Genomic DNA, 22510 nt, shown 5'->3' with positions numbered 1-22510 from the left:
TGGCCGCGCACTCCCCGCCGGACAGTACGCTGGAACGGTCATGGGACTGCGTGTGCTTGCCGCCATGTCGGGCGGCGTCGATTCCGCCGTGGCCGCCGCCCGGATCGCCGAGGCCGGTCACGACGTCACTGGTGTGCATCTGGCCTTGTCGGCCAACCCCCAATCCCACCGTACGGGCGCGCGAGGCTGCTGCACGGTCGAGGACTCCCGCGACGCGCGGCGGGCCGCCGACGTGATCGGCATCCCGTTCTACATCTGGGACATGGCCGAGAGGTTCCAGCGCGACGTGGTGGAGGACTTCGTGGCCGAATACGCCGCGGGCCGCACCCCCAACCCGTGCCTGCGGTGCAACGAGAAGATCAAGTTCGAGGCGGTGCTCGACCGGGCGCTCGCCCTCGGCTTCGACGCCGTCGCGACCGGCCACCACGCCAAGCTGTCCGACGGCGTGCTGTCCAGGAGCGTCGACCAGGGCAAGGACCAGTCGTACGTGCTGGGGGTGCTCACCCGTGAGCAGCTCAGCCACGCGATCTTCCCGCTCGGCGGCTCCACCAAGGCCGAGGTGCGCGAGGAGGCCGCGCGGCGCGGCCTGACCGTCGCCGACAAGCCCGACAGCCACGACATCTGCTTCATCGCCGACGGCGACACGCGTGGCTTCCTGGCCGGCCGGCTCGGCGCCGAGGAGGGCCCGATCGTCGACCAGGAGGGCGCGGTGGTGGGCACCCACCAGGGCGCCCACGGGTTCACGGTGGGCCAGCGCAAGGGCCTGCACATCGACCGTCCGGCCGCCGACGGCAGGCCGCGTTACGTGTTGTCGATCGAGCCGGTCTCCAACACGGTCACGGTCGGCCCGCGCGCCGCGCTGGAGGTCACCTCGATCACCTGCGCCCGCCCGGTCTGGAACGGCCCGTCCCGCTCCGACGACCTGACCGTGCAGCTCAGGGCCCACGGCGAGGTCTACGGCTGCCGCTTCGAGGAGGCCGAGGGCGGCCTGCGCATCGACCTCGACCGCCCGGCCACCGGCGTCGCGGCGGGCCAGGCGGCCGTGCTCTACTCGGGCGACACGGTCATCGGCTCGGCCACCATCGTCTCGGCCGCCTAGGGCAGCGTCACCGACTCGCCGACCTTGAGCCGGCGCATGTCGGCGCCCTGCTTGTCCGACTCCAGCTCCAGGTAGGTGTCCACCAGCGACAGGCCGATGTCGTTGAGCAGGCCGTCATGCGTGGAGAACGCGCGGGCCGGGCGCAGCGTCCGCAGGTATTCGACCATCTCGCTGAGCTTCATCCAGGGGGCGTTGGTCGGCGCCAGCAGGGTGGGCACGTCGACGCCGGGCAACGTGAGCGCGTCGCCCGGGTAGAACACCTCGTCGTCCAGCATGAAACCGACATTCTGGACGACAGGCGCATCGGGGTGGTTCTTGGTGTGCCACTCGCCGAACGCCTTCACCTGGAAACCCGCCGCGTCGAAGGCATCGCCGTGCCGGACCACCTGGACCTTGACCGGCACGTCGGTCAGCTGGGCCGCGACGCCCTCGCACGTCCAGACCTCGACCCCGGCGGGAGCGGCCTTCAGCTTCTCGATGTCGAAGTGGTCGAAGTGCTGGTGCGTGATGAGCACCGCGTCGACCCCGTCGAGCACCGGCTCCTGGGAGAAGGTGCCCGGGTCGATCACCAGGACCTTGCCGTTCTTCTCAAGGCGTACACAGGCGTGCGTGAGTTTGGTGAGCTCCATTCGGCAGAGCCTACGCTTGTGGTCATGTCTACGTGGGAAGCCACCGGGGTCGGGTCGCATCCGGGTGAGGATCATTTTGAGGCGATCCGTGTCGTGTTCGGCGAGGTGCCCGGCCTGCCGTACCTGCCAGAGCTGCCGGCCCGCGGGGTCGGCGCCGACATGATCGGCAGGACGGCCGGGCTGCTGGTCGACCTGCCGGCCGAGGTGCAGCCGTCCGGGTGGCGGCTGGCCGACCGGCCGGGCCGCGACCACCGGCGGGCCGTCGACCACCTGCGCCGCGACCTCGACGGGCTGGAGGAGGTCGCGCACGACTACTCCGGGCCGCTCAAACTCCAGGTGTGCGGGCCGTGGACGCTGGCGGGAGCCCTTGAGCTGAAGTTCGGCGACAAGATGCTCTCCGACGCGGGGGCCGTGCGCGATCTGGTCGCGTCGCTGGCCCAGGGGGTCGCCGACCACTGCGCCGAGGTGCGGCGGCGGCTGCCCGGCGTCACCGAGATCGTGTTGCAGCTCGACGAGCCGGGGCTGCCGGGCGTGCTGGCGGGCACGGTCCCGACCGCGTCGGGGTTCGGGCGGCTCGCGGCGGTCGAGGAGTGGCGGGTGGAGGAGTCGCTGCGGCTGTTCCCCGATCCGGTGGTCCACTGCTGCGCGCCCGGGGTGCCCTACGCGCTGCTGAGGCGGGCCGGGGCGCGGGCCGTGTCGGTCGACGCGTCGCGGCTGCGCCGCCGGGACGACGACGAGCTCGGCGAGCTCTTCGAGGCCGGGATGGGGCTGTTCCTGGGCGTCGTGCCGGGCCGGGACGTCGCGCTGCCGGACACCGGGGTGGTCGCCAGGCCCGCGGTGGAGCTGTGGCGCCGGCTCGGGTTCACCCCCGACGGGCTGGCCGCCAAGGTCACGCTGACGCCCGCCTGCGGCCTCGCCGGAGCCTCTCCCCGCTACGCGCGGGCGGCCCTGGCGGCGTGCGCGAAGGCCGCCCGGGTGCTCAAGGACGATCCGGCAAGCGGGATGCAAGGCGGCTGAGTACCGTCCGGGCCATGACTGTTCGCGCTCTGGCCGTCGGTGCCATCATGCTGATCGCGTCCGCCTCGATCGCCGTCCCCGCCGGCGCCTCGGCCAACCCCGAGGTCTGGAGCTGGGGGTCGATCTACTCCGCCGACCGGGCCGGGAAGGCCAGGGGCAAGGTCCTGCTCGACCGGCCCGGGTTCGTGGTCAGCGGCAGGCTGTACGACTTCCCGGGCCGTACGGGGTGCTCGTGGCTGCAGTTCCGCTGGGTCGAGGACGACGGCGGCAAGGGGCACAAGACGTACCGCAACTGCTCGGGCACCCGGCCGCTGGAGTTCTCGGTCAAGACCGGCTACATGCTCTCCATCGAGGGCCGGGTCTGCCGGGGCACGGCAAGGAAGATCACCGGTAACTGCTCGGTCTGGGAAGGCGTCTGGGCCCAGGGCGGATGAGCCGGCGAGTCGTTCCTGTCGGGGCCCGGCGGTAGCGTTTGCTCAGCGTGTCGGACGTGGAAGGAGACCCAGCGTGAGCGAGCGTGACACCGAGGTCGGGGGCGTGCCCGTGGCCGCGCTCAAGCGGCATGCGGAGCTGAGCGAGCTGGTCGAGGACGCGCGCTGGCGCTACTACGTGCTCGACCAGCCCACGGTCAGCGACGCGCAGTTCGACGAGTGGTTCCGCGAGCTGCTGACGCTGGAGGAGGCCCATCCGGCGCTGCAGACGCCCGACTCGCCCACCCAGAAGGTGGGCGCGCCGGTCACTGGCGACTTCGCCAAGGTCAGTCACCTCAACCGCATGGAGAGCCTCGACAACGCCTTCGACCAGGCCGACATGGCCGCCTGGACGGCCCGCGTCGAGCGGCTGGCCGAGCGCGACCCGGGCCCCTACCTGTGCGAGCTGAAGATCGACGGGCTGGCCATCGCGCTCGTCTACCGCGACGGCAAGCTGGAGCGCGGCGCGACCCGGGGCGACGGCCGCGTCGGCGACGACGTCACGGCCAACGTCCGTACGATCAAGGGGGTGCCCCACCGGCTCAAGGGCGAGGGCGTGCCGAGCCTGGTCGAGGTGCGCGGCGAGGTCTACATCCCGGTCGAGGGGTTCAAGCAGCTCAACGAGCAGCTCGTGGAGCAGGGCCGGCAGCCGTTCGCCAACCCGCGCAACTCGGCGGCGGGCACGCTGCGGCAGAAGGACGCGCGGGTCACCGCGCAGCGCCCGCTGCGCATGCTCGTCCACGGCATCGGCGTCTGGGAGGGCTCGGCCGTGCCGCGCGCCCAGTCGGAGGTCTACGAGCGGCTGCGGGAGTTCGGGCTGCCGGTCAGCGACCTGTTCAAGGTGGTGCCCGGCCTCACCGAGGTCGACGAGTTCATCGAGCACTACCGGGCGCACCGGCACGATCCGGCGTACGAGATCGACGGGGTCGTGGTCAAGGTCGACGACTTCCGTACCCAGCGGGAGCTGGGGTCCACCTCGCGGGCGCCGCGCTGGGCGATCGCCTACAAATACCCGCCGGAGGAGGTCAACACCAAGCTGCTCGACATCCAGGTGGGCGTCGGGCGCACCGGCCGGGTCACGCCGTACGCGGTGATGGAGCCCATCGTGGTCGCGGGCTCGACGGTCGAGCGGGCCACGCTGCACAACGCGGCCACGGTGATCAAGAAGGGCGTGCTCGTCGGCGACACCGTGGTGCTGCGCAAGGCGGGCGACGTCATCCCCGAGATCGTCGGCGCGGTCACGGCGTTGCGCGACGGGTCCGAGCGGGAGTTCGTCATGCCGACCCACTGCCCCGAGTGCGGCACCGAGCTGGCCTACGAGAAGGAGGGCGACGCCGACCTGCGCTGCCCCAACGCCCGCGGCTGCCCCGCGCAGATCCGCGAGCGCCTCTACTTCGCGGCCGGGCGGCGCGCGCTCGACATCGACGGGCTGGGCTACGTCGCGGCGACCGCGCTCACCCAGCCGGTGCCGCCGCAGGAGCCCGTCCTGCGTACCGAGGCCGACCTGTTCGACCTGACGATCGAGCAGCTCATGCCCATCCGGTCGGTCGTCCGCGACCAGGACACCGGGCTGCCCAAGCTCGACCCCGAGACCGGTGAGCAGAAGGTCGTCTCCCTGTTCTCCAACCTCGACGGCGGGCCCAGCCAGGCCGCCCGCACGCTGGTCGACGAGCTGGCCCGGGCCAAGGCGGCGCCGCTCGCCCAGGTGCTGGTCGCGCTGTCGATCCGGCACGTCGGGCCGCCGACGGCCCGCGACCTGGCCGACTCCATGAGGTCGATCGACGCCATCATGAACGCCTCGGAGGAGGAGCTGGCCTCGGTCAAGGGCATCGGGTCGCGGGTGGCGGCGACGATCCGGGAGTGGTTCGAGGTCGACTGGCACCGGGAGATCGTCGAGAAGTGGCGGGCCGCCGGGGTGCGGATGGACGACGGTCCCGCTCCGGAGAAGACGGAGCCCCAGATTCTGGAGGGGCTGACGTTCGTGGTCACGGGGACGCTGGAGGCGTACACGCGTGACACCGCCTCCGAGGCGCTGACCGGCCGGGGCGGGAAGGTGGCCGGATCGGTGTCGAAGAAGACGTCGTTCCTGGTGGCGGGGGAGAACGCAGGGTCGAAGTATGACAAGGCGGTCAGTCTGAAGGTGCCGATCCTCGACGAGCAGGGGTTCGAGGTGCTGCTGACGGAGGGCCCGGAGGCCGCCGCCCGGGTGGCGGTCACCGAGGAGACGTAAGGGAACCGGGGAGCCGTAGAGGAACCGGGGAGCCGTAGAGGAGTCGGGGACCTGCGGAAGGAGTCGGGGATGCGCGGAAGAGTCGGGGAGATGTAGGGGAAGCGGGGATGTGGAGCAGGGCCGGGGAAGCCTGGAAGGGCCGAGAAGGCACTGAGATCGGGCCGGTTCGCCCTTGCGCCGGGGCTCGTGTTCGGTGACCTCGCGGATGCGGCCCCGGCCGGCCGGGGATCAGGATTGTGTACGGACTGTCGATGGCCGCGCTACCCATAGTGGTTTTTGGGTATATGTCGGAAACGAGAAGTGACGGAACGTACGCGCTTGGTTTCGCGAAGTGGGGTGAAGGTCGTACCCTCCCATAGTGACCTAATGGGGGTTCTGTTACCGATGACTGACCCAACCGACACCCGTGACACCGGACCACGCGTCGGCACGCCGCTCTGGGCGTTCCTCGCGGGCATCACCGTGATCGGCTTCACCGCGCTGGTCGTGGCGCTGCTCCGGCTCGATCCGGTCGCTCTGGCGGAGCTCGCCCGTACACCGCTGTTCTGGGTGCTGGCGGTTCTGGTGGTGCTGGGCGAGCTGCGGCCCGTCATGGTGTCCTCGGCGACCGCGGTCGGCGGCACGTACCCGTCGACCATGTTCACCTTCGCGGTGCTGCTGCACTTCGGGCTGTCCACCGCCGTGCTCATGCAGGCCGTCGCCATCGCCATGAACGGCGTCGTGACGCGCAAGGCGTGGCACCGGGTCATGTTCAACGTCGCCCAGTCCACCCTCGCGCTCACCGCCGCCGCCGTGGTGCTCGGGCTGTTCGGCGTCGTGCCGGGCCCGGCCGTGCCGTGGGTGCCCAGGGGGGCCGACCTGCCGGCGATCGTGCTGGCCGGGGTGGCCTACTTCGTCACCAGGGCCGCGCTCGTGTCCGGGGCGGTCGCGCTGCACGAGCGGCGCTCGATCGTCCGCGTGCTGCGGGTCACCGCCGGGCCGCAGGGGCTCGTCTACACGGCGTTGCTGGGCCTGGCGCCGCTGGTCGTCGTGGTGATGGACCATTCGCCCGCTCTCGTGCCGCTCTTCGTCGCCCCCCTCGCCGCCGTCTACTTCACCGCCACGCTCTCCATGCGCCGCGACCACCAGGCCATGCACGACGAGCTGACCGGCCTGCCCAACCGCAAGATGCTTATCGTCAGCACGGAGGAGGCGCTGGCCGAGTCCCGCCAGGACGAGCGGGTCGGCCTGTTCCTCCTCGACCTCGACCGGTTCAAGGAGGTCAACGACACGATGGGCCATCCGGTGGGCGACCGCCTGCTCCAGATGGTGGCCCACCGGCTCACCCATTCCGTACGTCCGGGCGACGTGGTGGCCAGGCTCGGCGGCGACGAGTTCGCCGTGCTGCTGCCCTCGATCAGGGACGCCAACGCCGCCAGGGAGGTGGCCGCCAGGCTGCGGGCCGCCCTGACCGAGCCCGTACGCCTGGAGGGCATGAGCTTCGACCTCGACGGCTCGGTCGGCATCGCGCTCTATCCCGACCACGCCCCCGACTTCGAGCTGCTGCTGCAACGCGCCGACGTGGCCATGTACCTGGCCAAGGAGGGGCGTACCGGGGTCGAGCTCTACCAGCCCGACAAAGACCGCAACTCGCCCGAACGGCTCAACCTGCTGGGCGACCTGCGCCGCGCCATCGACAACCGCGAGCTGCAACTGCACTACCAGCCCAAGGTCGGCCTGACCGGCGGCGCGGTGACCGGGGTGGAGGCCCTGCTGCGCTGGCGCCATCCGGTGCACGGGCCGATCCCGCCGTCGGACTTCGTCCCGCTGGCCGAGCAGACGTACCTGATGCGGCAGCTCACCGAGTACGTCGTCGAATCCGCGCTGGAGCAGGCCGCCCGCTGGTGGCACACCGGCCTGCAGGTGCAGATCTCGGTCAACATCTCCGCTCGCGACCTGCTCGACGCGGCGCTGCCCGAGCAGCTGGAGGTGGGCCTGACCCGCTACGGCCTGCCGCCCGCCGCCATTCAGCTGGAGGTCACCGAACGCATCCTGACCGGCGACCAGGCCTACACCCAGGAGACCATCAAGGCGCTGGCCGCGCTCGGCGTGCCCCTGTCCCTCGACGACTTCGGCACCGGCTACTCCTCGCTGATCAGGCTCCAGCGCCTGGCGGTCTCCGAGGTCAAGATCGACGCCTCGTTCGTCCGCCGCATCGCCGACTCCGAGGACGACCACCGCATCGTCCGCTCGATCGTCGACCTGGTGCGCTCGCTCGGCCTGCGCTCGGTGGCCGAGGGCGTGGAGTGCGACGCGGTCGCCGTGCGCCTGGCCGAGATGGGCTGCGACCTGGGCCAGGGCTGGCTGTTCTGCCAGCCCATGCCGGCCGCCGAGGCCACCGCCTGGCTCGTCGACCGCTTCACCCCGGCGCCCGGCATCGAGTACGGCTACCAGTCAGAGGTCACCCAGACGGCTTGAACGATTACAGGACTGTACTTCGTCGAAGTATACTTCGACGAAGTTGATTTCGATGTCCTGGGAGGCCCAGTGATCCCGAAGCCGAAGCGGATCTTCGCGCGAGACTTCGAGTGGCGGGCGCTGTCCGATTTCGTCGAGCGTCGCACCTCTCGTCCGCAGATGGGCGTCGTCAGCGGAAGGCGCCGCCAGGGCAAAACCCTCCTGGTCGCCTCCATGGCCCGCGAAACGGGCGGCTTCTATTTCGGGGCGTCGGAGGCCACGGAGAGGGAGTCGCTGAACCTGTTCGCGGACGCGCTGAGCCGCCACCTCGGGGCGCCGCCGATCCATTTCGCGACCTGGGACGATGCGATCAGGCACCTCTTCGCCATCAGCGCCGAGCGACGCGAGCTCATGGTGATCGACGAGTTCCCCTACCTCAGCAGGGCATCGCCGGCGCTGCCCTCGATCATCCAGCGGGAGATCGATCGCGCCGTCTTCGACGAACTGCCCGTGTCGCTGCTGTTGTGCGGCTCGGCGATGTCCGTGATGGGCCGGCTCCTGGCGGGCAACGCGCCGTTGCGCGGCCGGGCTTCCATGGAGCTCTCGGTCCGGCCGTTCGACTACCGTCTCGCCGCCCGGTACTGGGGGATCACCGACCCGCGGCTGGCCGTCCAGCTGCATGCGGTGACCGGAGGAACGCCCGCCTACCTGCCCTTGGTCAACAACGACAGGCCGAAAGACCTCGGTGACTTCGACGACTGGGTGCGGCGAACGGCGCTGCGGTCCACAACCCCGCTCTTCAGGGAAGCTCGCTACGTCCTCGAAGAGGAGACGGAGACGCGGGACTCCATGTACAAGTCCGTCCTGGCGGCGGTGGCCACGGGGAACAGCACACGAGGCGGAATCGCGAACTATGTGGGGCGCAAGGCGGCCGACATCGGTCATCACCTCAACGTGCTGGAGGACAGCAGCCTGCTGCGGAGAGAGCCGGACGTCTTCCGTCCCTCACGATCGGTGTACCGCGTGTGCGAGCCGCTCATCCATTTCTACGAGGTCGTCATGCGGCCGCAGTGGGGGTTGCTGGAGAGCGGCCTGGCCACCAACGCCTGGGAGAACGCCAAGGCCAGTTTCAGCGACCAGGTGCTCGGCCCGCACTTCGAGGAGATGTGCCGTCAGTTCCACCTGCTGGAACTCGAGGTCCTGGGGAAGTCGCCGGGCGAGATCGGGGCCGGGGTCGTCGTCGATCCCGTACGGCACGAGCAGATCCAGATCGACGTCGCGGTCTTCGCGCCCGCGATGCGCGGCGAGCGCAAGCGGGTGTTGTCGCTGGGCGAGGTGAAATGGGGCAAGGTCATGGGGCCCCGGCACGTCGCCCGGCTCAGGAGGGCACGAGACCTGCTCGACGCCAAGGGATTCGACGTGCGGGACGCCAAGCTGGTCTGCTACAGCGGAGCCGGCTTCGACCCCGCACTGGCCCAGGAGAGCGACGTGCTGGCGATCGGCCTGAAGGAGCTCTACGGGTGAGTGTGTTTCCGGCGGGTTAAGGGTTCGGGCCTGCGGCGTCAAGCCCCCTAGGATGGCAGTGTCCCAAACTCCATCCACGAAACGGGTTCAACGACTCATGTCCGCCATAACCCGCGACGAGGTCGCCCACCTGGCCCGGTTGTCCAGGCTGGCGCTCACCGACGACGAGCTCGACCACTACGCCACCCAGCTCGATGCCATCATCGAGTCGGTCGCGAAGGTGGCCGAGGTCGCTGCCGAGGACGTGCCGCCTTCGTCGCACGCGCTTCCGCTGACCAATGTCTTCCGTGCCGACGAGGTGCGACAGTCCCTGACGCCCGAGCAGGCCCTTTCCGGCGCTCCCGCCGTCGAGGACGACCGCTTCCGTGTGCCGCGCATCCTCGGGGAGGAGGCATGAGTCTGATCCGCAAGACCGCCGCCGAGCTGGGCGCGATGATCGCCGCGGGTGACGTGTCGGCCGCCGAGGTGGCCGAGGCGCACCTCGACCGCATGGCCGAGGTGGAGCCCAAGGTCCAGGCGTTCCTGCACGTCGACCGGGAGACCACCCTTGAGCAGGCGCGGGCGGTCGACGCCCGGCTGCGCGCGGGCGAGAAGCTCGGGCCGCTGGCCGGGGTGCCCGTCGCGCACAAGGACATCTTCGCCACCCGCGACATGCCGACCACGGCCGGGTCCAAGATCCTCGAAGGGTGGCGGCCGCCGTACGACGCGACCGTGACCGCGCGTCTGCGCGAGGCCGGGCTGGTCATCCTCGGCAAGACGAACCTCGACGAGTTCGCCATGGGCTCCTCCACGGAGAACTCCGCCTACCACCCGACCCGCAACCCTTGGGACCTGGACAGGATCCCGGGCGGCTCGTCCGGCGGGTCCAGCGCGGCCGTCGCCGCGTACGAGGCGCCGCTGTCCACGGGCACCGACACCGGTGGCTCGATCCGGCAGCCGGCCGCCGTCACGGGCATCGTGGGCATGAAGCCGACCTACGGTGGTTCGTCCCGTTACGGGCTGATCGCGTTCGCGAGCTCGCTCGACACGCCGGGGCCGTTCGCGCGGAACGTGCTCGACGCGGCGCTGCTTCAGGAGGCGTTCTCCGGGCACGACCCGATGGACTCCACGTCGGTCGACGCGCCGGTCCCGAGCGTCGTCGAGGCGGCCAGGAACCCCGACGTGTCCGGCATGCGCATCGGCGTGGTCAAGGAGTTCGCCGGCGAGGGCTACCAGCCGGGCGTGCTGGCCCGCTACCACGAGGCCGTCAAGCTGCTCGAGTCGCTGGGCGCCACGGTCGTCGAGGTGTCCTGCCCGTCGTTCACGACCGCGCTGCCGGCGTACTACCTGATCGCGCCGTCGGAGTGCTCGTCCAACCTGGCCCGCTTCGACGCCATGCGCTACGGCCTGCGCGTCGGCGACGACGGCACCCGCAGTGCCGAGGAGGTCATGGCGCTGACCAGGGCCGCCGGGTTCGGCCCCGAGGTCAAGCGGCGCATCATGCTGGGCACGTACGCGCTGTCCAGCGGCTACTACGACGCCTACTACGGCCAGGCGCAGAAGGTGCGCACGGTCATCTCGCGCGAGTTCCAGGCGGCCTACGAGCAGGTCGACGTGCTGGTCTCGCCGACGACGCCGACCACGGCGTTCCGGCTGGGCGAGCGCACCGACGACCCGATGGCGATGTACCTCGCCGACCTGTGCACCATCCCGTCCAACCTCGCGGGCAACGCGGCCATCTCGGTGCCGTGCGGCCTGGCCGACGAGGACAACCTGCCGGTCGGCCTGCAGATCATGGCCCCGGTTCTGGCCGACGACCGTTGCTACCGCGTCGGCGCCGCCGTCGAGAAGGCCCTGGAGAGCCGCTGGGGCGGCCCGCTGCTGAAGGAGGCCCCGTCGCTATGACCATGGTCTATGACGAAGCGCTCGACAGGTTCGAGCCGGTGCTCGGGCTGGAGACGCACGTCGAGCTCGGCACGAAGTCGAAGATGTTCTGCGGCTGCAAGACCGCCTTCGGCGCCCCGGCCAACACGCAGGTCTGCCCGACCTGTCTGGCGCTGCCCGGCTCGCTGCCCGTGGCCAACGCCATGGCCATCGAGTCGACGATCCGCATCGGCCTGGCGCTGAACTGCTCGATCGCCGAGTGGTGCCGCTTCGCCCGGAAGAACTACTTCTATCCGGACATGCCGAAGAACTACCAGATCTCCCAGTACGACGAGCCGCTCTGCTTCGACGGCTACGTCGACGTCGAGGTCGGCGGCGAGACCGTGCGCATCGAGATCGAGCGGGTGCACCTGGAGGAGGACACCGGCAAGTCCACCCACATGGGCGGCGCGACCGGCCGCATCCACGGGGCCGACTACTCGATCGTCGACTACAACCGCGCCGGCATCCCGCTGGTGGAGATCGTCACCAAGCCCATCCCGGGCACCGACCGGCTCGCGCCGGAGGTGGCCAAGGCGTACGTCACCGAGCTGCGCGAGATCATGCGCTCGCTCGGCGTGTCCGACGTGCGCATGGAGGAGGGCTCGCTGCGCTGCGACGTCAACGTCTCGCTCATGCCGCGCGGGGCCTCGGAGTGGGGCACCCGCACCGAGACCAAGAACGTCAACTCGCTGCGCAGCGTCGAGCGGGCGGTGCGCAGCGAGATCGAGCGCCAGGCGGGGATCCTCGCCGAGGGCGGCAAGATCTTCCAGGAGACGCGGCACTTCCACGAGGACACCGGCACCACCACGTCCGGCCGGTCCAAGGAGGAGGCCCAGGACTACCGGTACTTCCCGGAGCCCGACCTGGTGCCGATCGAGCCCGACCCGGTGTGGGTGGCCGAGCTGAAGGCGGCGCTGCCCGAGCTGCCGTCGGTCCGGCGCAAGCGGCTGCAGGCCGAGTGGGGCGTGTCCGACCTCGACATGCAGGCCATGCACAACGCCGACGCGTTCGACCTGGTCGAGGCCACGGTCGCGGCCGGCGCCCCGGCGGCCGACGCGCGCAAGTGGTGGATGGGCGAGCTGGCGCGACGCGCCAACGAGAGCGGCGTCGCGCTGGCCGAGCTGCCCATCACGCCGGCCCAGATCGCCAGGGTCACCGAGCTGGTGGCCTCGGGCGCGCTCAACGACAAGCTCGCCCGGGAGGTGCTCGAAGGCGTACTGGCCGGTGAGGGCACGCCCGACGAGGTGGTCGAGGCGCGCGGCCTGAAGATCGTCAACGACGAGGGCGAGCTGTCGGCGATCATCGACCAGGTGCTGGCCGCCAACGCGGACGCGGCCGAGAAGGTGCGCTCCGGGAAGATCGCCGCCGCCGGTGCGCTGGTCGGTGGCGTGATGAAGGCCAGTCGCGGCAAGGCCGACGCGGCCCGCGCCCGGGAGCTCATCCTGGAGAAGCTGGGCGTCTCGGAGTAGGTCCGGCACATCGGCGGAACCCCTGGTGGTCCCGCCGATCGGAGGAGGTCCGGCACGTCGGCGGGGCCCCTGGTGGTCCCGCCGATCGGAGGAGGTCCGGCACGTCGGCGGGGCCCCTGGTGGTCCCGCCGATCCGGACATATCGACAGGGCCACCGAGGGGTCGCGCCCATGACCACCCGCCTCGGGGAGGCGGGCTCCAAGAACCACCGGGCGACGTTCCCGGTGGGCGGGCCGGTCAGTCCTCGCGTGACACGGGTGTGACCGCATCGACGCCCCGGCGTGCCATCAGCCGCCGCAACAGCGGCGTCAGCAGCGCGAGCAGGGCCAGGGCCAGGAGCACGGCGGCGATCGGGCTGCGTACCAGCACGCTCACGTCGCCCGCGCCGATGGCGAGCGCGCGGCGGAGCTGGATCTCGGCCATCGGCCCGAGGATCATGCCGATCACCGCGGGCGCCACGGGCAGGCCGAAGCGGCGCATGGAGAACCCGAGCAGCCCGAGGACGTACAGGACGAACAGGTCAACGACCGTGCCGTTCAGGGCGTAGACGCCGAGCGCGGCGAACAGCACGATCCCGGCGTACAGGTACGGCCGGGGGATGCGCAGGACGCGCGCCCACAGGGGAGCCAGCGGCAGGTTCAGCACGAGCAGCATCGTGTTGCCGACGAACAGCGAGGCGATCATCGCCCACACCAGGGCCGGGTTGTGGTCGAAGAGCTGCGGGCCGGGTTGCAGGCCGTACTGCTGGAAGGCGGCCAGCAGGATGGCGGCCGTGGCCGACGTGGGCAGGCCCAGCGTGAGCAGCGGGACCAGGGTCCCGGCCGCCGAGGCGTTGTTGGCCGCCTCCGGGCCCGCCACGCCCTCGATCGCGCCCTTGCCGTACTCCTCCTTGGCCACGCCCTTGGCCAGGCGCTTCTCGGCCGCGTACGACAGGAAGGTGGGGATCTCCGCGCCCCCGCCGGGCAGCGCGCCGAACGGGAACCCGAGCGCGGTCCCGCGCAGCCACGGCAGCCACGAACGCCGCCAGTCGGCACGGCCCATCCACGCCCGGCCCACGGGCACCACCTCGGGGGTGGCGTGCCGCAGCCGGGAGGCCACGTACAGGGCCTCGCCGACCGCGAACAGGCCCACCGCGACGATCACCACGTCGATGCCGTCGAGCAGCTGCGGGACGCCCAGCGTGAGCCGCGCCTGACCGGTCTGCTGGTCGATGCCGATCAGCCCGATCACCAGGCCCAGCCCCAAGGAGGCCAGCCCGCGCACGATCGAGCGGGACAACACCGACGACACGGCGGTGAAGGCCAGGATCGCCAGCGCGAAGTAGTCCTCGGGGCCGAACGAGATCGCGAAGCTCACCACGGCGGGCGCGGCCACCACCAGCAGTGCGGTGGCGATCGTGCCCGCCACGAACGACCCGACGGCCGCCGTGGCGAGGGCCTGCGCGGCCCGCCCGCGCCTGGCCATCTTGTTGCCCTCCAGGGCGGTGATCATGGAGGACGACTCGCCGGGCGTGTTGAGCAGGATGGAGGTGGTCGAGCCGCCGTACATGCCGCCGTAGTAGATGCCGGCGAACATGATGAACGCGCTGGCCGGCGGCACGGTGAAGGTGATCGGCAGCAGCAGCGCCACGGTCATCGCGGGCCCGATGCCGGGCAGCACGCCGACCAGGGTGCCGAGGGTGACGCCGATCAGGGCGTACAGGAGGTTGACGGGGGTGAGCGCGGCGGCGAAGCCGTCCATCAGGAGGTCGATCGAGCCCATCTCACATCACCCCGCCGAGCGGCCCGGCCGGCAGCGAGACGCCGAGCCCCTTGACGAACAGCAGGTACGTCGTCACGCCGAGCACCACGGCCACCACGGCGGCCCGCAGCCTGTGCTCGGCCCCGAGCACGACCGACAGGCCGAAGAACAGCAGACTGGCGCCGATGACCCAGCCGAGCACGTCCAGGAGCGCGGCGAAGGCCAGGAAGACGCCGCTGACCAGGCCGACGCTGCGCCAGTCGGTGGGGGCGCCCGCGTCCGCGTCCTCGCTCTCCTCGGGGTCGCCGGCGCCGCCGCGCAGGACGTCGATCACATAGAACACGCCGATCAGCACCATGGCCCCGCCGACCAGCATGGGGAAGAAGCGCGGCCCGAGGCCGAGCCGGGAGGCCGCGGCCGAGACGTCGAGCGTGCCGACCACCACGAACACGCCCAGCGCGAGCACCACGACCGCCAGCCCGAGTTCGGGCCGCCACCAGCGAGCCATCAGGACACGAGCCCCATTTCGGCGATGATGCCCTTGACCTTGCTCTCCTCGGACTTCAGGTAGTCGGTGAACTGCTGCCCGGTCTGGAAGGAGTCGATCCAGCCGTTCTTGGCGACGGCGTCCTTCCACGGCTGGGAGTCGTGCATCTTGGTGACCAGGTCGGTGAGGGACTTCTTGGCGGCGTCGTCCAGGCCGCCGGGGGCGACGAAGCCGCGCCAGTTGGCCAGCTCGACGTCCAGGCCGCCCTCCTTCAGGGTCGGCGCGTCCAGGCCGGCCACGCGCGAGCCGCTGCTGACGGCCAGCGCCCGCAGCTTGCCGGACTTCACGTGCTCGGCGAACTCGCCGACGCCCGAGATGCCCGCGCTGACCTTGCTGCCCAGCAGCGCGTTGAGCGCCTCGCCGCCGCCGGAGTGCGCGATGTAGTTGACCTGCTTGGGGTCCACGCCGGCGGCCTTGGCCATCAGCCCGGCCACGATGTGGTCGGTGCCGCCCGCCGAGCCGCCCGCCACGGAGACCTTCGCCGGGTCGGCCTTCCACGCGGCCACCATGTCGGCCAGCGTCTTGAACGGGGAGTCCGCCGGGACCACGACGATCTCGTACTCCTCGGTCAGCTTGGCGATGGGCGTGGTCTCGGCCAGGGTGACCTTCGACTTGTTCTGCTCGATGGCGCCCACCATGACCAGGCCCATGGTCATCAGCAGATTGCCGTTGCCCTTCTCGCCGGCGAGCTGGGCCAGGCCGATCGTGCCGCCCGCGCCCGGCACGTTGTAGACCTCGACCTTGCGCTTGGGGTCGGCCGTCTTGAGCGCCTGCTCGGCCGTGCGGGCGGTCTGGTCCCAGCCGCCGCCGGCCGCCGCCGGGGCCATGATCCGCAGGGACGCGTCGCCGCCGGAGGCGCCGGTCCCGCCGCAGCCGGACAGGGTGGTGACGGAGAGTGCCGCCAGGGCGGCGGCGAATACGCGCAAGCGCATGATCACTCCAAGGGGGATTCTCACAGTCGTAGGGCTGCGATGGTGATGCCCGTTCCCCGTCCGGTCGAGGCTTTGGGCGATTGCCGTCATAGTGGTCGTATTGGTCGCGACCTGGCCGTGACCTGGCTTTGTTTCCATATGGGCGTGCGCAGGGTTACCGATGCCCCCCTCGGCACCCAGTTGTTCGTGCTCCAGATGGTGATCGTGCTGCTCGCCGTCGGCGGCACGGCCGGTGTGTGGGCCGGGCACACGCGGGAGCAGCTCGACGCGCTGCACCAGCAGCGCGCCCTGGCCATCGCGCAGTCGGTGGCCGCCCTTCCGCAGGTGCGCGACGCCTTCAGGCTGGAGAACCCGGAGTCGGTGCTGCAACCGCTGGCGCTCAGCGTCCAGCACGAGACCGGAGCCGACTACGTGGCCATCGCCAACGCCGAGCAGAAGCGCTACGCCCATCCCAACGCCGCCCTGATCGGCAAACGGCTGTCCACCGACGGCACCGCGGTCCTGCGTACGGGCCGGAGCTGGGTGGGCACCGAGACCGGCACGATCGGCACCACGGTCAGGGGCAAGACCCCCATCCGCGACGAATACGGCAACGTCATCGGCCTGGTCTCGGTCGGCGTGCTCCAGACCACGGTCACCGGCCAGCTCGGCGGCGCGCTGCCGCCGCTGATCTGGACGGCGCTGGCCGTGCTGCTGGCCGGTCTGGCGCTGGCCGCGCTGATCACCGCCCGGGTGCGCAGGCAGACGTTCGGGCTGGAGCCGCGTGAGATCGCCGAACTGCTGGAGCAGCGCGAGGGCGTGCTGCACGGCGTGAAGGAGGGCGTGCTCGCCCTCGACCTGGCCGGACGCGTCACGCTGGTCAACGACGCGGCCCGCGACCTGCTCGGCGACCTGGGGGCCGACGTGACGAGCATGCCGGTCTCCGAGCGCATGCGCGACGTGCTGACCGGCGCCGACCCGGGCGAGGACCGCGTGGTGCTGCACGGCGACCGCGTGCTGGTGCTCAACAGGACCCCGGTCGCCGTACGCGGCCGCCATCGCGGCTGGGTCGTCACCCTGCGCGACCGCACCGAGCTGGTCCGCCTGGCCCGCGAGCTGGACGACAGCAGCAGCGCGACCGAGGCCCTGCGCGCCCAGGCCCACGAGTTCGCCAACCGCATGCACACGGTCGTCGGCCTGCTGGAGCTCGGCGAGCACGAGGCCGCGATCGGCTTCATCACCCGCACCACGGCCGGCGCGTACGCCACCGGCCTGCGCGAACGCGTCCAGGACCCCACGCTGGCCGCGCTGCTGCTGGCCAAGTCGGCGGAGGCGGCCGAACGTGGGGCCCGGCTGGTGCTGTCGGAGGACTCCGCCGTGCCCGAGGGCGCGCTCGGAGACCCGCAGGACGCCGTCCTGGTGGTCGGGAACCTGGTCGCCAACGCGATCGACGCCCTCGACGGCGCGGGCGGGACGATCGAGGTGTCGGTCGTGGCCGACGCCGAGGGCCTGCACGTCCGGGTCGGCGACTCCGGCCCCGGCATCACCCCCGAGCTGGTGGAGGAGGTCTTCAGGGAGGGCTTCACGACGAAGGCCGCCCACTCGGGGCCGCGCGGCCTGGGCCTGGCCCTGACCCGGCAGGCGTGCCTGCGCCGGGGCGGCTGGGTCCGGGTGCGCAACGCGGGAGGCGCCGTCTTCACCGCCCTGCTGCCCGCCGAGGCCCGCGCGTGAACGACGTACGGGTCCTGGTGGTGGACGACGACTTCATGGTCGCCCGCATCCACAGCGGGTACGTCTCGCGCGTCCCCGGCTTCGAGGTCGTCGCGGTGGCGCACGGCGGGGCCGACGCGCTCGCCGCCGTGGCCGAGCTCCGGCCCGACCTGGTCCTGCTCGACATCTACCTGCCCGACATGTCCGGCCTGGAGGTGCTCAAGTCCCTCACCGACGTGGACGTCCTGATGATCAGCGCGGCCCGCGACGTGGCCACGGTCAGGGAGGCCATGCGCGGCGGCGCGGTCAACTACCTGATCAAGCCGTTCACCGCCGCCGCGCTCACCGAACGCCTCCGCCAGTACGCCGACACCCGCAGACGGCTCACCGCCATCGGCCCCCAGGCCCGCCAGGACGACGTGGACCGGCTCTTCGGCGCGCCCCGGCAGGCCGTCCCGGTGCCCAAGGGCCTGTCGCCGGCCACCTGCGCGCTGGTGGAAGGGGCGCTGCGCGAGGCCGGAGGGGACCTGTCGGCGGCCGAGACGGCCGAGCTCACGGGCCTGTCGAGGGTGAGCGCGCGGCGGTACCTGGAGCATCTGTGCGCCTCGGGCCGGGCCGAGCTGCATCCCAGGTACGGCACCGCGGGACGGCCGGAACATCGCTACCGGTGGCTAGGTTGACACACTTCCGTATTCGTTTCTCGTGACATAGTCGGATACTCGTGCCTTACTGTTGCCTGAGACTTGGCTGCGGACCGGGAGGAGATTGAGGCGTGCGAAACGCCGGACCGATCGAATCACCGACCGACCCGTTCGCCTCGGTGCCTCTGCCCACGTCGGGTGTCTCCAAGAAGCCGCGGATCGAAGGATTACCTCCGGGCGTGTCCCGTGACATCTTCGGCCCGCAGGACCAGCAGGAGCCCCGGCCGGCCCCAGGACCGAGCGCGCCCGGCGGTCAGACCGGCGGCGCGCTGCCACCCAAGGCGCCGCCCGCGCAGCCGTGGCCGATGAAGGACAAGGACTCCGCCGCGTCCGCCCCCGTGTTCGGGGGGAGCGGCGGCGACCGGCCGTCCTCCTTCGAGCCCGAGCCCGCCCGCCGGCGCCGCCTGCTGCCCGGCCTGCTCGTGCTGGTGCTCGTCCTGGCCGCGCTGGCGTACGTGGTGCCGGCCGTGATGATGTCGGGGGCCGTGCTGCGCGGCACCCGCGTCGGCGGCGTGGACATCGGCGGTCTGACCGTCACCCAGGCGGCCGACAAGCTGCGCACCGAGCTGGGTGCCAGGCTCAGCCGGCCGGTCACCGTGCAGGCCGGCGCCAAGAAGGACACCATCCAGCCCGACGAGGCCGGGCTCGAACTCGACGTGGTCGGCACCATCGGGCAGGCCCCCAGTGGCTTCCCCGGCCCGGTCGAGGTCTGGCGCGGCCTGACCGGCACGACCGACGTCCCGCCCAAGCTGACCATCGACACCTCGCAGCTCACCAGGACCGTCGAGGGCCTGGCCGAAGCCGTGGACAAGCAGACCCGCGAGGGCAAGGTGGTCTTCTCCGGGCTGGTGCCGAAGGCCCGCATGCCCGAGGACGGCGTGCTGCTCGACCGGGACGACGCCGTGCGCCGGATCGGCGAGGCGTTCCTGCGCGGCGGCGGCGCGGTGGTGCTCACCATGCGCCCGGCCAAGCCCGCCACCTCGGCGGAGTCCGTCGAGTCGGCCCTGGCCGAGGCCAGGAAGGCCGTCTCCGCGCCCGTCACGCTGACCCTCGCCGGCAAGCAGGCCCAGCTCACCCCGGCGATGATCGCCGCCCACCTGTCCTACGCGCCCGGCGACGACGGCGCGCTCGTCCCCGAGTTCGACGCCGAGGCCGCGCTCGCGCCGGTGGAGAACAGCCTCGTGGACGCCACGCAGCAGCCGCGCGACGCCACGTACCAGATCGTCGGCGACAAGCCGGTGCTGGTGCCCGCGCGCAAGGGCAGGGGCGTGAACGCCAAGCTGCTGGCCCGGGACATCGAGAAGCTGTTCGGCTCGGACGGTCCGCGGACCGTGGAGGTCAAGCTGGGCGTGGTCACCCCGGAGGTCACCACCGGCCAGATCCGCGGCCTCGGCATCAAGGAGAACGTCGGCACGTTCAGCACGACGTTCGACTGCTGCCCGCCGCGCGTCACCAACATCCGGCGCATGGCCCAGGAGCTCGACGGCAGGCTGGTCAAGCCGGGGGAGACGTTCTCGCTCAACGAGGCGACCGGCGAGCGCACGGTCGAGGACGGCTACGTCCAGGCCGGCCAGATCGTCGGCGGCCGGATGGTGGACATCGTCGGCGGCGGCGTCTCCCAGTTCGCCACCACCATGTACAACGCGGCCTTCCTCGGCGGCTTCGACCTGGTCGAGCGCGAGCCCATGGACTACTACGCGCCCTCCTACCCCGCCGGGCGCGACGTGGCGCTGCTCTACCCCGACCGCGACCTCAAGTGGCGCAACGACTCCGAGTACGGCGTGCTGATCAAGACCACGACCACCCCCACGACGGTCACCGTCTCCCTGTGGAGCACCAAGCGGTACGACAAGATCGAGGCGGTCGAGTCCGAGCGGCGCGACTTCAAGCCGTTCGGACGGGCGACCAGCGGCGAGGCGGGCTGCGTGGCCGCCACGGGCCAGCAGGGGTTCACGATCGACGTCACCCGCGTGTTCTACAAGGACGGCGAGGTCGTCAAAAAGGACAAGAAGCTGGTCACCAAGTACCGGCCGCAGACCGCGCTCACCTGCGGCGCGCCCGGCTAGGACCTGGCTAGGACAGGGGGACCGAGATGATCCGGTCGTCCCCCGGACGCGGTGAGCCGCGGCCGTCCTTGTTGCTGGTGCTCACCCACAGGGCGCCGCCGGGGGCCGCGGTGACCGCGCGCAGCCTGCCGTAGCGGCCGGTCAGGCGGGCCACGGGCGTGCCCGGCGAGCCGTCCCGGCCCAGCGGCACCTGCCACAGCCGCTGGCCGCGCAGCGTGCCCACCCACAGCGCGCCGTCCGCGTACGCCATCCCGGACGGCGACGCCTCGCCGGTGGACCAGGTGAGGATGGGGTTGACGAAGCGGGCGTCGTTCCCCTTGCCCTCGACCTCCGGCCAGCCGTAGTTGGCGCCCGGCCGGACCAGGTTGATCTCGTCGTAGGTGTTCGCGCCGAACTCCGAGGCGTACAGGCGGCCCGCGGTGTCCCAGGCCAGGCCCTGGACGTTGCGGTGGCCGTAGCTGTAGACGAGCGTGCCGAACGGGTTGCCGGGGGCGGGGGCGCCGTCCGTGGTCATGCGCAGGATCTTGCCGCCGAGCGAGTCGCGCCGCTGGGCCAGCTCGCGGTCGCCGGTCTCGCCGGTGGTGGCGTACAGGTAGCCGTCGGGGCCGAAGGCGAGCCGGCCGCCGTTGTGGATGCCGCCCTTCGGGATGCCCTGCACGATGATCTGCTCGTCGCGGAGACCGTCGTCGCCGAGCCGGTAGCGGACGATCCGGTTGTCCTGCTCGGCCGTGTAGTACAGGAAGACCTGCCGGTCCTTGACCGCCACGCCCAGCAGGCCGCCCTCGCCCTCGGGCCGCGCGCCGGTGATCCGGCCGACCTCGGTGACCTTGCCCGCAGGGGTGACGCGCAGCAGCCTGGCCGTGTCGCGCTCGGTGACCAGGGCGTCGCCGCCGGGCAGGAAGGCGATCGCCCACGGCACGGCCAGGCCGGTCGCCACGTCCTTGGGCGCGCCGGGCGCCACGGCCGCCGGCATGGAGGCGGTGGGAGCGGTCGGGACGGAGGTGGCCGCGGGGGTGGGGACGGAGGCCGCAGGGCGCGTCTCGCCGTCGCCGGAGCAGGCGGTGAGCGCGGCCAGGAGCACGATCGTCCAGAGCTTCCTCATGTGTTCCATACTTCCCCGCGGGTCGTAAGGTTCTCGGCATGAAGATCTGGGTTCCGTCCGAAGCGGCGGCGGACGTCCTGTCTGACCTGCCGGGCGTTGAGTGCGCTGTTTACGATGGTTCGTCCATGCCGGACGGCATCGAGGACGTCGAGGTCTGGATCCCGCCGCTGGTCGTGGTGCCCGGCGTCGCGGAGACGCTGGCGCGGATGCGCTCGCTGCGGCTGGTGCAGACCGTCACCGCGGGGGTGGAGCCGTACCGGCCGCACCTGCCCGAGGGCGTGGTGCTGTGCAACGCCCGCGGCGTGCACGACGCCGGCACCGCCGAGTGGGCGGTCGGCGCGATGATCGCGGTGCTCAGGGAGTTCCCCGGGTTCACCGACGCCCAGCGCAGGGGTGAGTGGACCTACCACCACACCGGCGTGCTCGCCGACTCCACCGTGCTCATCGTCGGCCACGGGTCCATCGGCGCGGCGGTCGAGCGGCGGCTGAGCGGCTTCGAGGTCGAGGTCGTCCGGGTGGCCAGGAGCGCGCGCGAGGGCGTGCACGCCATGGAGGAGCTGCCCGCGCTGCTGCCGGCGGCCGACGTCGTGGTCCTGCTCGTGCCCGCCACGGCCGACACCGCCGGCATGGTCGACGGCGCCTTCCTGGCCCGCATGAAGGACGGCGCCGTCCTGGTCAACGCCGCCAGGGGCGGCGTGGTCGACACCGAAGCCCTGATCGCCGAGCTCAAAACCGGTAGGCTACGCGCCGCGCTCGACGTCACCGCGCCCGAGCCGCTGCCCGAGGGCCACCCCCTCTGGAACGCGCCGGGCGTGCTGATCACACCGCACATCGCGGGCAGCACCCCCGCCTCCGTGCGACGCACGCTCCGGCTGATCCGCGAGCAGCTCGGCCGTTTCCTCGCAGGTGAAGAGTTGATCAACGTCATTACCGACTCGTATTGAGAGGATTCCG

The 22510-nt window shown here is 71.5% G+C and carries 18 protein-coding genes; 13 read left to right on the top strand and 5 right to left on the bottom strand.

Going from position 1 to position 22510, the window contains the following annotated elements; translation table 11 throughout:
• Nucleotides 1-40 precede the first annotated feature (40 nt).
• Nucleotides 41-1099 carry a tRNA 2-thiouridine(34) synthase MnmA gene (mnmA, locus tag AB0J97_RS06395; protein WP_357697537.1) on the top strand — a complete coding sequence of 353 codons (1059 nt, stop codon included), beginning with the start codon at nucleotides 41-43 and terminating at the stop codon, nucleotides 1097-1099.
• Here the strand turns inward: mnmA and AB0J97_RS06390 are convergent.
• Complete coding sequence (locus AB0J97_RS06390) at nucleotides 1096-1728, bottom strand: MBL fold metallo-hydrolase (RefSeq protein WP_364085202.1); 633 nt, start codon at nucleotides 1726-1728, stop codon at nucleotides 1096-1098. The genes mnmA and AB0J97_RS06390 overlap by 4 nt on opposite strands.
• Nucleotides 1729-1752: 24 nt before the next feature.
• Between AB0J97_RS06390 and AB0J97_RS06385 the strand changes: the two genes are divergently transcribed.
• The 8 genes from AB0J97_RS06385 to gatB all read left to right on the top strand — a co-directional run bounded on the left by AB0J97_RS06385 (nucleotide 1753) and on the right by gatB (nucleotide 12779).
• On the top strand, nucleotides 1753-2745 hold the full coding sequence (locus AB0J97_RS06385) for a methionine synthase (RefSeq protein ID WP_364085199.1): 993 nt from the start codon (nucleotides 1753-1755) through the stop codon (nucleotides 2743-2745).
• A gap of 14 nt (nucleotides 2746-2759) precedes the next feature.
• A complete protein-coding gene (locus AB0J97_RS06380; RefSeq protein WP_364085196.1) occupies nucleotides 2760-3179 on the top strand; it encodes a hypothetical protein in 420 nt (139 codons plus the stop codon).
• A 73-nt stretch (nucleotides 3180-3252) separates the two neighbouring features.
• Nucleotides 3253-5445 (top strand): NAD-dependent DNA ligase LigA, encoded by a 2193-nt coding sequence (gene ligA, locus AB0J97_RS06375; protein ID WP_364085193.1) that lies wholly within the window; start codon nucleotides 3253-3255, stop codon nucleotides 5443-5445.
• A gap of 384 nt (nucleotides 5446-5829) precedes the next feature.
• Nucleotides 5830-7902 carry an EAL domain-containing protein gene (locus tag AB0J97_RS06370; protein ID WP_364085191.1) on the top strand — a complete coding sequence of 691 codons (2073 nt, stop codon included), beginning with the start codon at nucleotides 5830-5832 and terminating at the stop codon, nucleotides 7900-7902.
• A 69-nt stretch (nucleotides 7903-7971) separates the two neighbouring features.
• A complete protein-coding gene (locus AB0J97_RS06365; protein WP_357697549.1) occupies nucleotides 7972-9405 on the top strand; it encodes an ATP-binding protein in 1434 nt (477 codons plus the stop codon).
• Between the two features lie 97 nt (nucleotides 9406-9502).
• Nucleotides 9503-9802, top strand: a complete 300-nt coding sequence (gene gatC, locus AB0J97_RS06360) for an Asp-tRNA(Asn)/Glu-tRNA(Gln) amidotransferase subunit GatC (RefSeq protein ID WP_101787882.1) — start codon at nucleotides 9503-9505, stop codon at nucleotides 9800-9802.
• A complete protein-coding gene (gene gatA, locus AB0J97_RS06355; RefSeq protein ID WP_357697551.1) occupies nucleotides 9799-11289 on the top strand; it encodes an Asp-tRNA(Asn)/Glu-tRNA(Gln) amidotransferase subunit GatA in 1491 nt (496 codons plus the stop codon). Before gatC ends, gatA begins: the two co-directional genes overlap by 4 nt.
• 2 nt (nucleotides 11290-11291) lie before the next feature.
• Nucleotides 11292-12779 carry an Asp-tRNA(Asn)/Glu-tRNA(Gln) amidotransferase subunit GatB gene (gene gatB, locus AB0J97_RS06350; protein WP_364085651.1) on the top strand — a complete coding sequence of 496 codons (1488 nt, stop codon included), beginning with the start codon at nucleotides 11292-11294 and terminating at the stop codon, nucleotides 12777-12779.
• Nucleotides 12780-13016: 237 nt separating this feature from the next.
• Here the strand turns inward: gatB and AB0J97_RS06345 are convergent, their stop codons facing one another.
• Genes AB0J97_RS06345 through AB0J97_RS06335 form a run of 3 tightly spaced genes read right to left on the bottom strand, consistent with a single transcriptional unit; the run spans nucleotide 13017 to nucleotide 15998 of the window.
• Nucleotides 13017-14540, bottom strand: a complete 1524-nt coding sequence (locus AB0J97_RS06345; RefSeq protein ID WP_357697553.1) for a tripartite tricarboxylate transporter permease — start codon at nucleotides 14538-14540, stop codon at nucleotides 13017-13019.
• 1 nt (nucleotide 14541) lies between these two features.
• Complete coding sequence (locus AB0J97_RS06340; protein WP_364085186.1) at nucleotides 14542-15027, bottom strand: tripartite tricarboxylate transporter TctB family protein; 486 nt, start codon at nucleotides 15025-15027, stop codon at nucleotides 14542-14544.
• On the bottom strand, nucleotides 15027-15998 hold the full coding sequence (locus AB0J97_RS06335; protein WP_364085183.1) for a tripartite tricarboxylate transporter substrate binding protein: 972 nt from the start codon (nucleotides 15996-15998) through the stop codon (nucleotides 15027-15029). Before AB0J97_RS06335 ends, AB0J97_RS06340 begins: the two co-directional genes overlap by 1 nt.
• A 144-nt stretch (nucleotides 15999-16142) precedes the next feature.
• Here AB0J97_RS06335 and AB0J97_RS06330 point away from each other — a divergent pair, with 144 nt between their 5' ends.
• The 3 genes from AB0J97_RS06330 (at nucleotide 16143) to AB0J97_RS06320 (ending at nucleotide 20454) form a co-directional block, all read left to right on the top strand.
• The gene (locus tag AB0J97_RS06330; protein WP_364085180.1) at nucleotides 16143-17708 is read left to right on the top strand and encodes a sensor histidine kinase; all 1566 of its coding nucleotides are present in this window, start codon (nucleotides 16143-16145) and stop codon (nucleotides 17706-17708) included.
• Complete coding sequence (locus tag AB0J97_RS06325; RefSeq protein ID WP_364085177.1) at nucleotides 17705-18367, top strand: response regulator; 663 nt, start codon at nucleotides 17705-17707, stop codon at nucleotides 18365-18367. The genes AB0J97_RS06330 and AB0J97_RS06325 overlap by 4 nt, the downstream gene beginning before the upstream one ends.
• Nucleotides 18368-18567: 200 nt before the next feature.
• The gene (locus AB0J97_RS06320; protein ID WP_364085174.1) at nucleotides 18568-20454 is read left to right on the top strand and encodes a VanW family protein; all 1887 of its coding nucleotides are present in this window, start codon (nucleotides 18568-18570) and stop codon (nucleotides 20452-20454) included.
• A gap of 7 nt (nucleotides 20455-20461) precedes the next feature.
• On the opposite strand, the gene AB0J97_RS06315 is transcribed toward AB0J97_RS06320, so the two are convergent.
• Nucleotides 20462-21556, bottom strand: a complete 1095-nt coding sequence (locus AB0J97_RS06315) for a PQQ-dependent sugar dehydrogenase (RefSeq protein WP_364085171.1) — start codon at nucleotides 21554-21556, stop codon at nucleotides 20462-20464.
• 125 nt (nucleotides 21557-21681) lie between these two features.
• Here AB0J97_RS06315 and AB0J97_RS06310 point away from each other — a divergent pair, with 125 nt between their 5' ends.
• On the top strand, nucleotides 21682-22500 hold the full coding sequence (locus AB0J97_RS06310; RefSeq protein ID WP_357697564.1) for a 2-hydroxyacid dehydrogenase: 819 nt from the start codon (nucleotides 21682-21684) through the stop codon (nucleotides 22498-22500).
• Nucleotides 22501-22510 lie beyond the last annotated feature (10 nt).

This window comes from Nonomuraea sp. NPDC049607 (assembly GCF_040675375.1).
Lineage (GTDB): Bacteria > Actinomycetota > Actinomycetes > Streptosporangiales > Streptosporangiaceae > Nonomuraea.
This window is presented reverse-complemented; position numbering and strand designations above follow the sequence as displayed.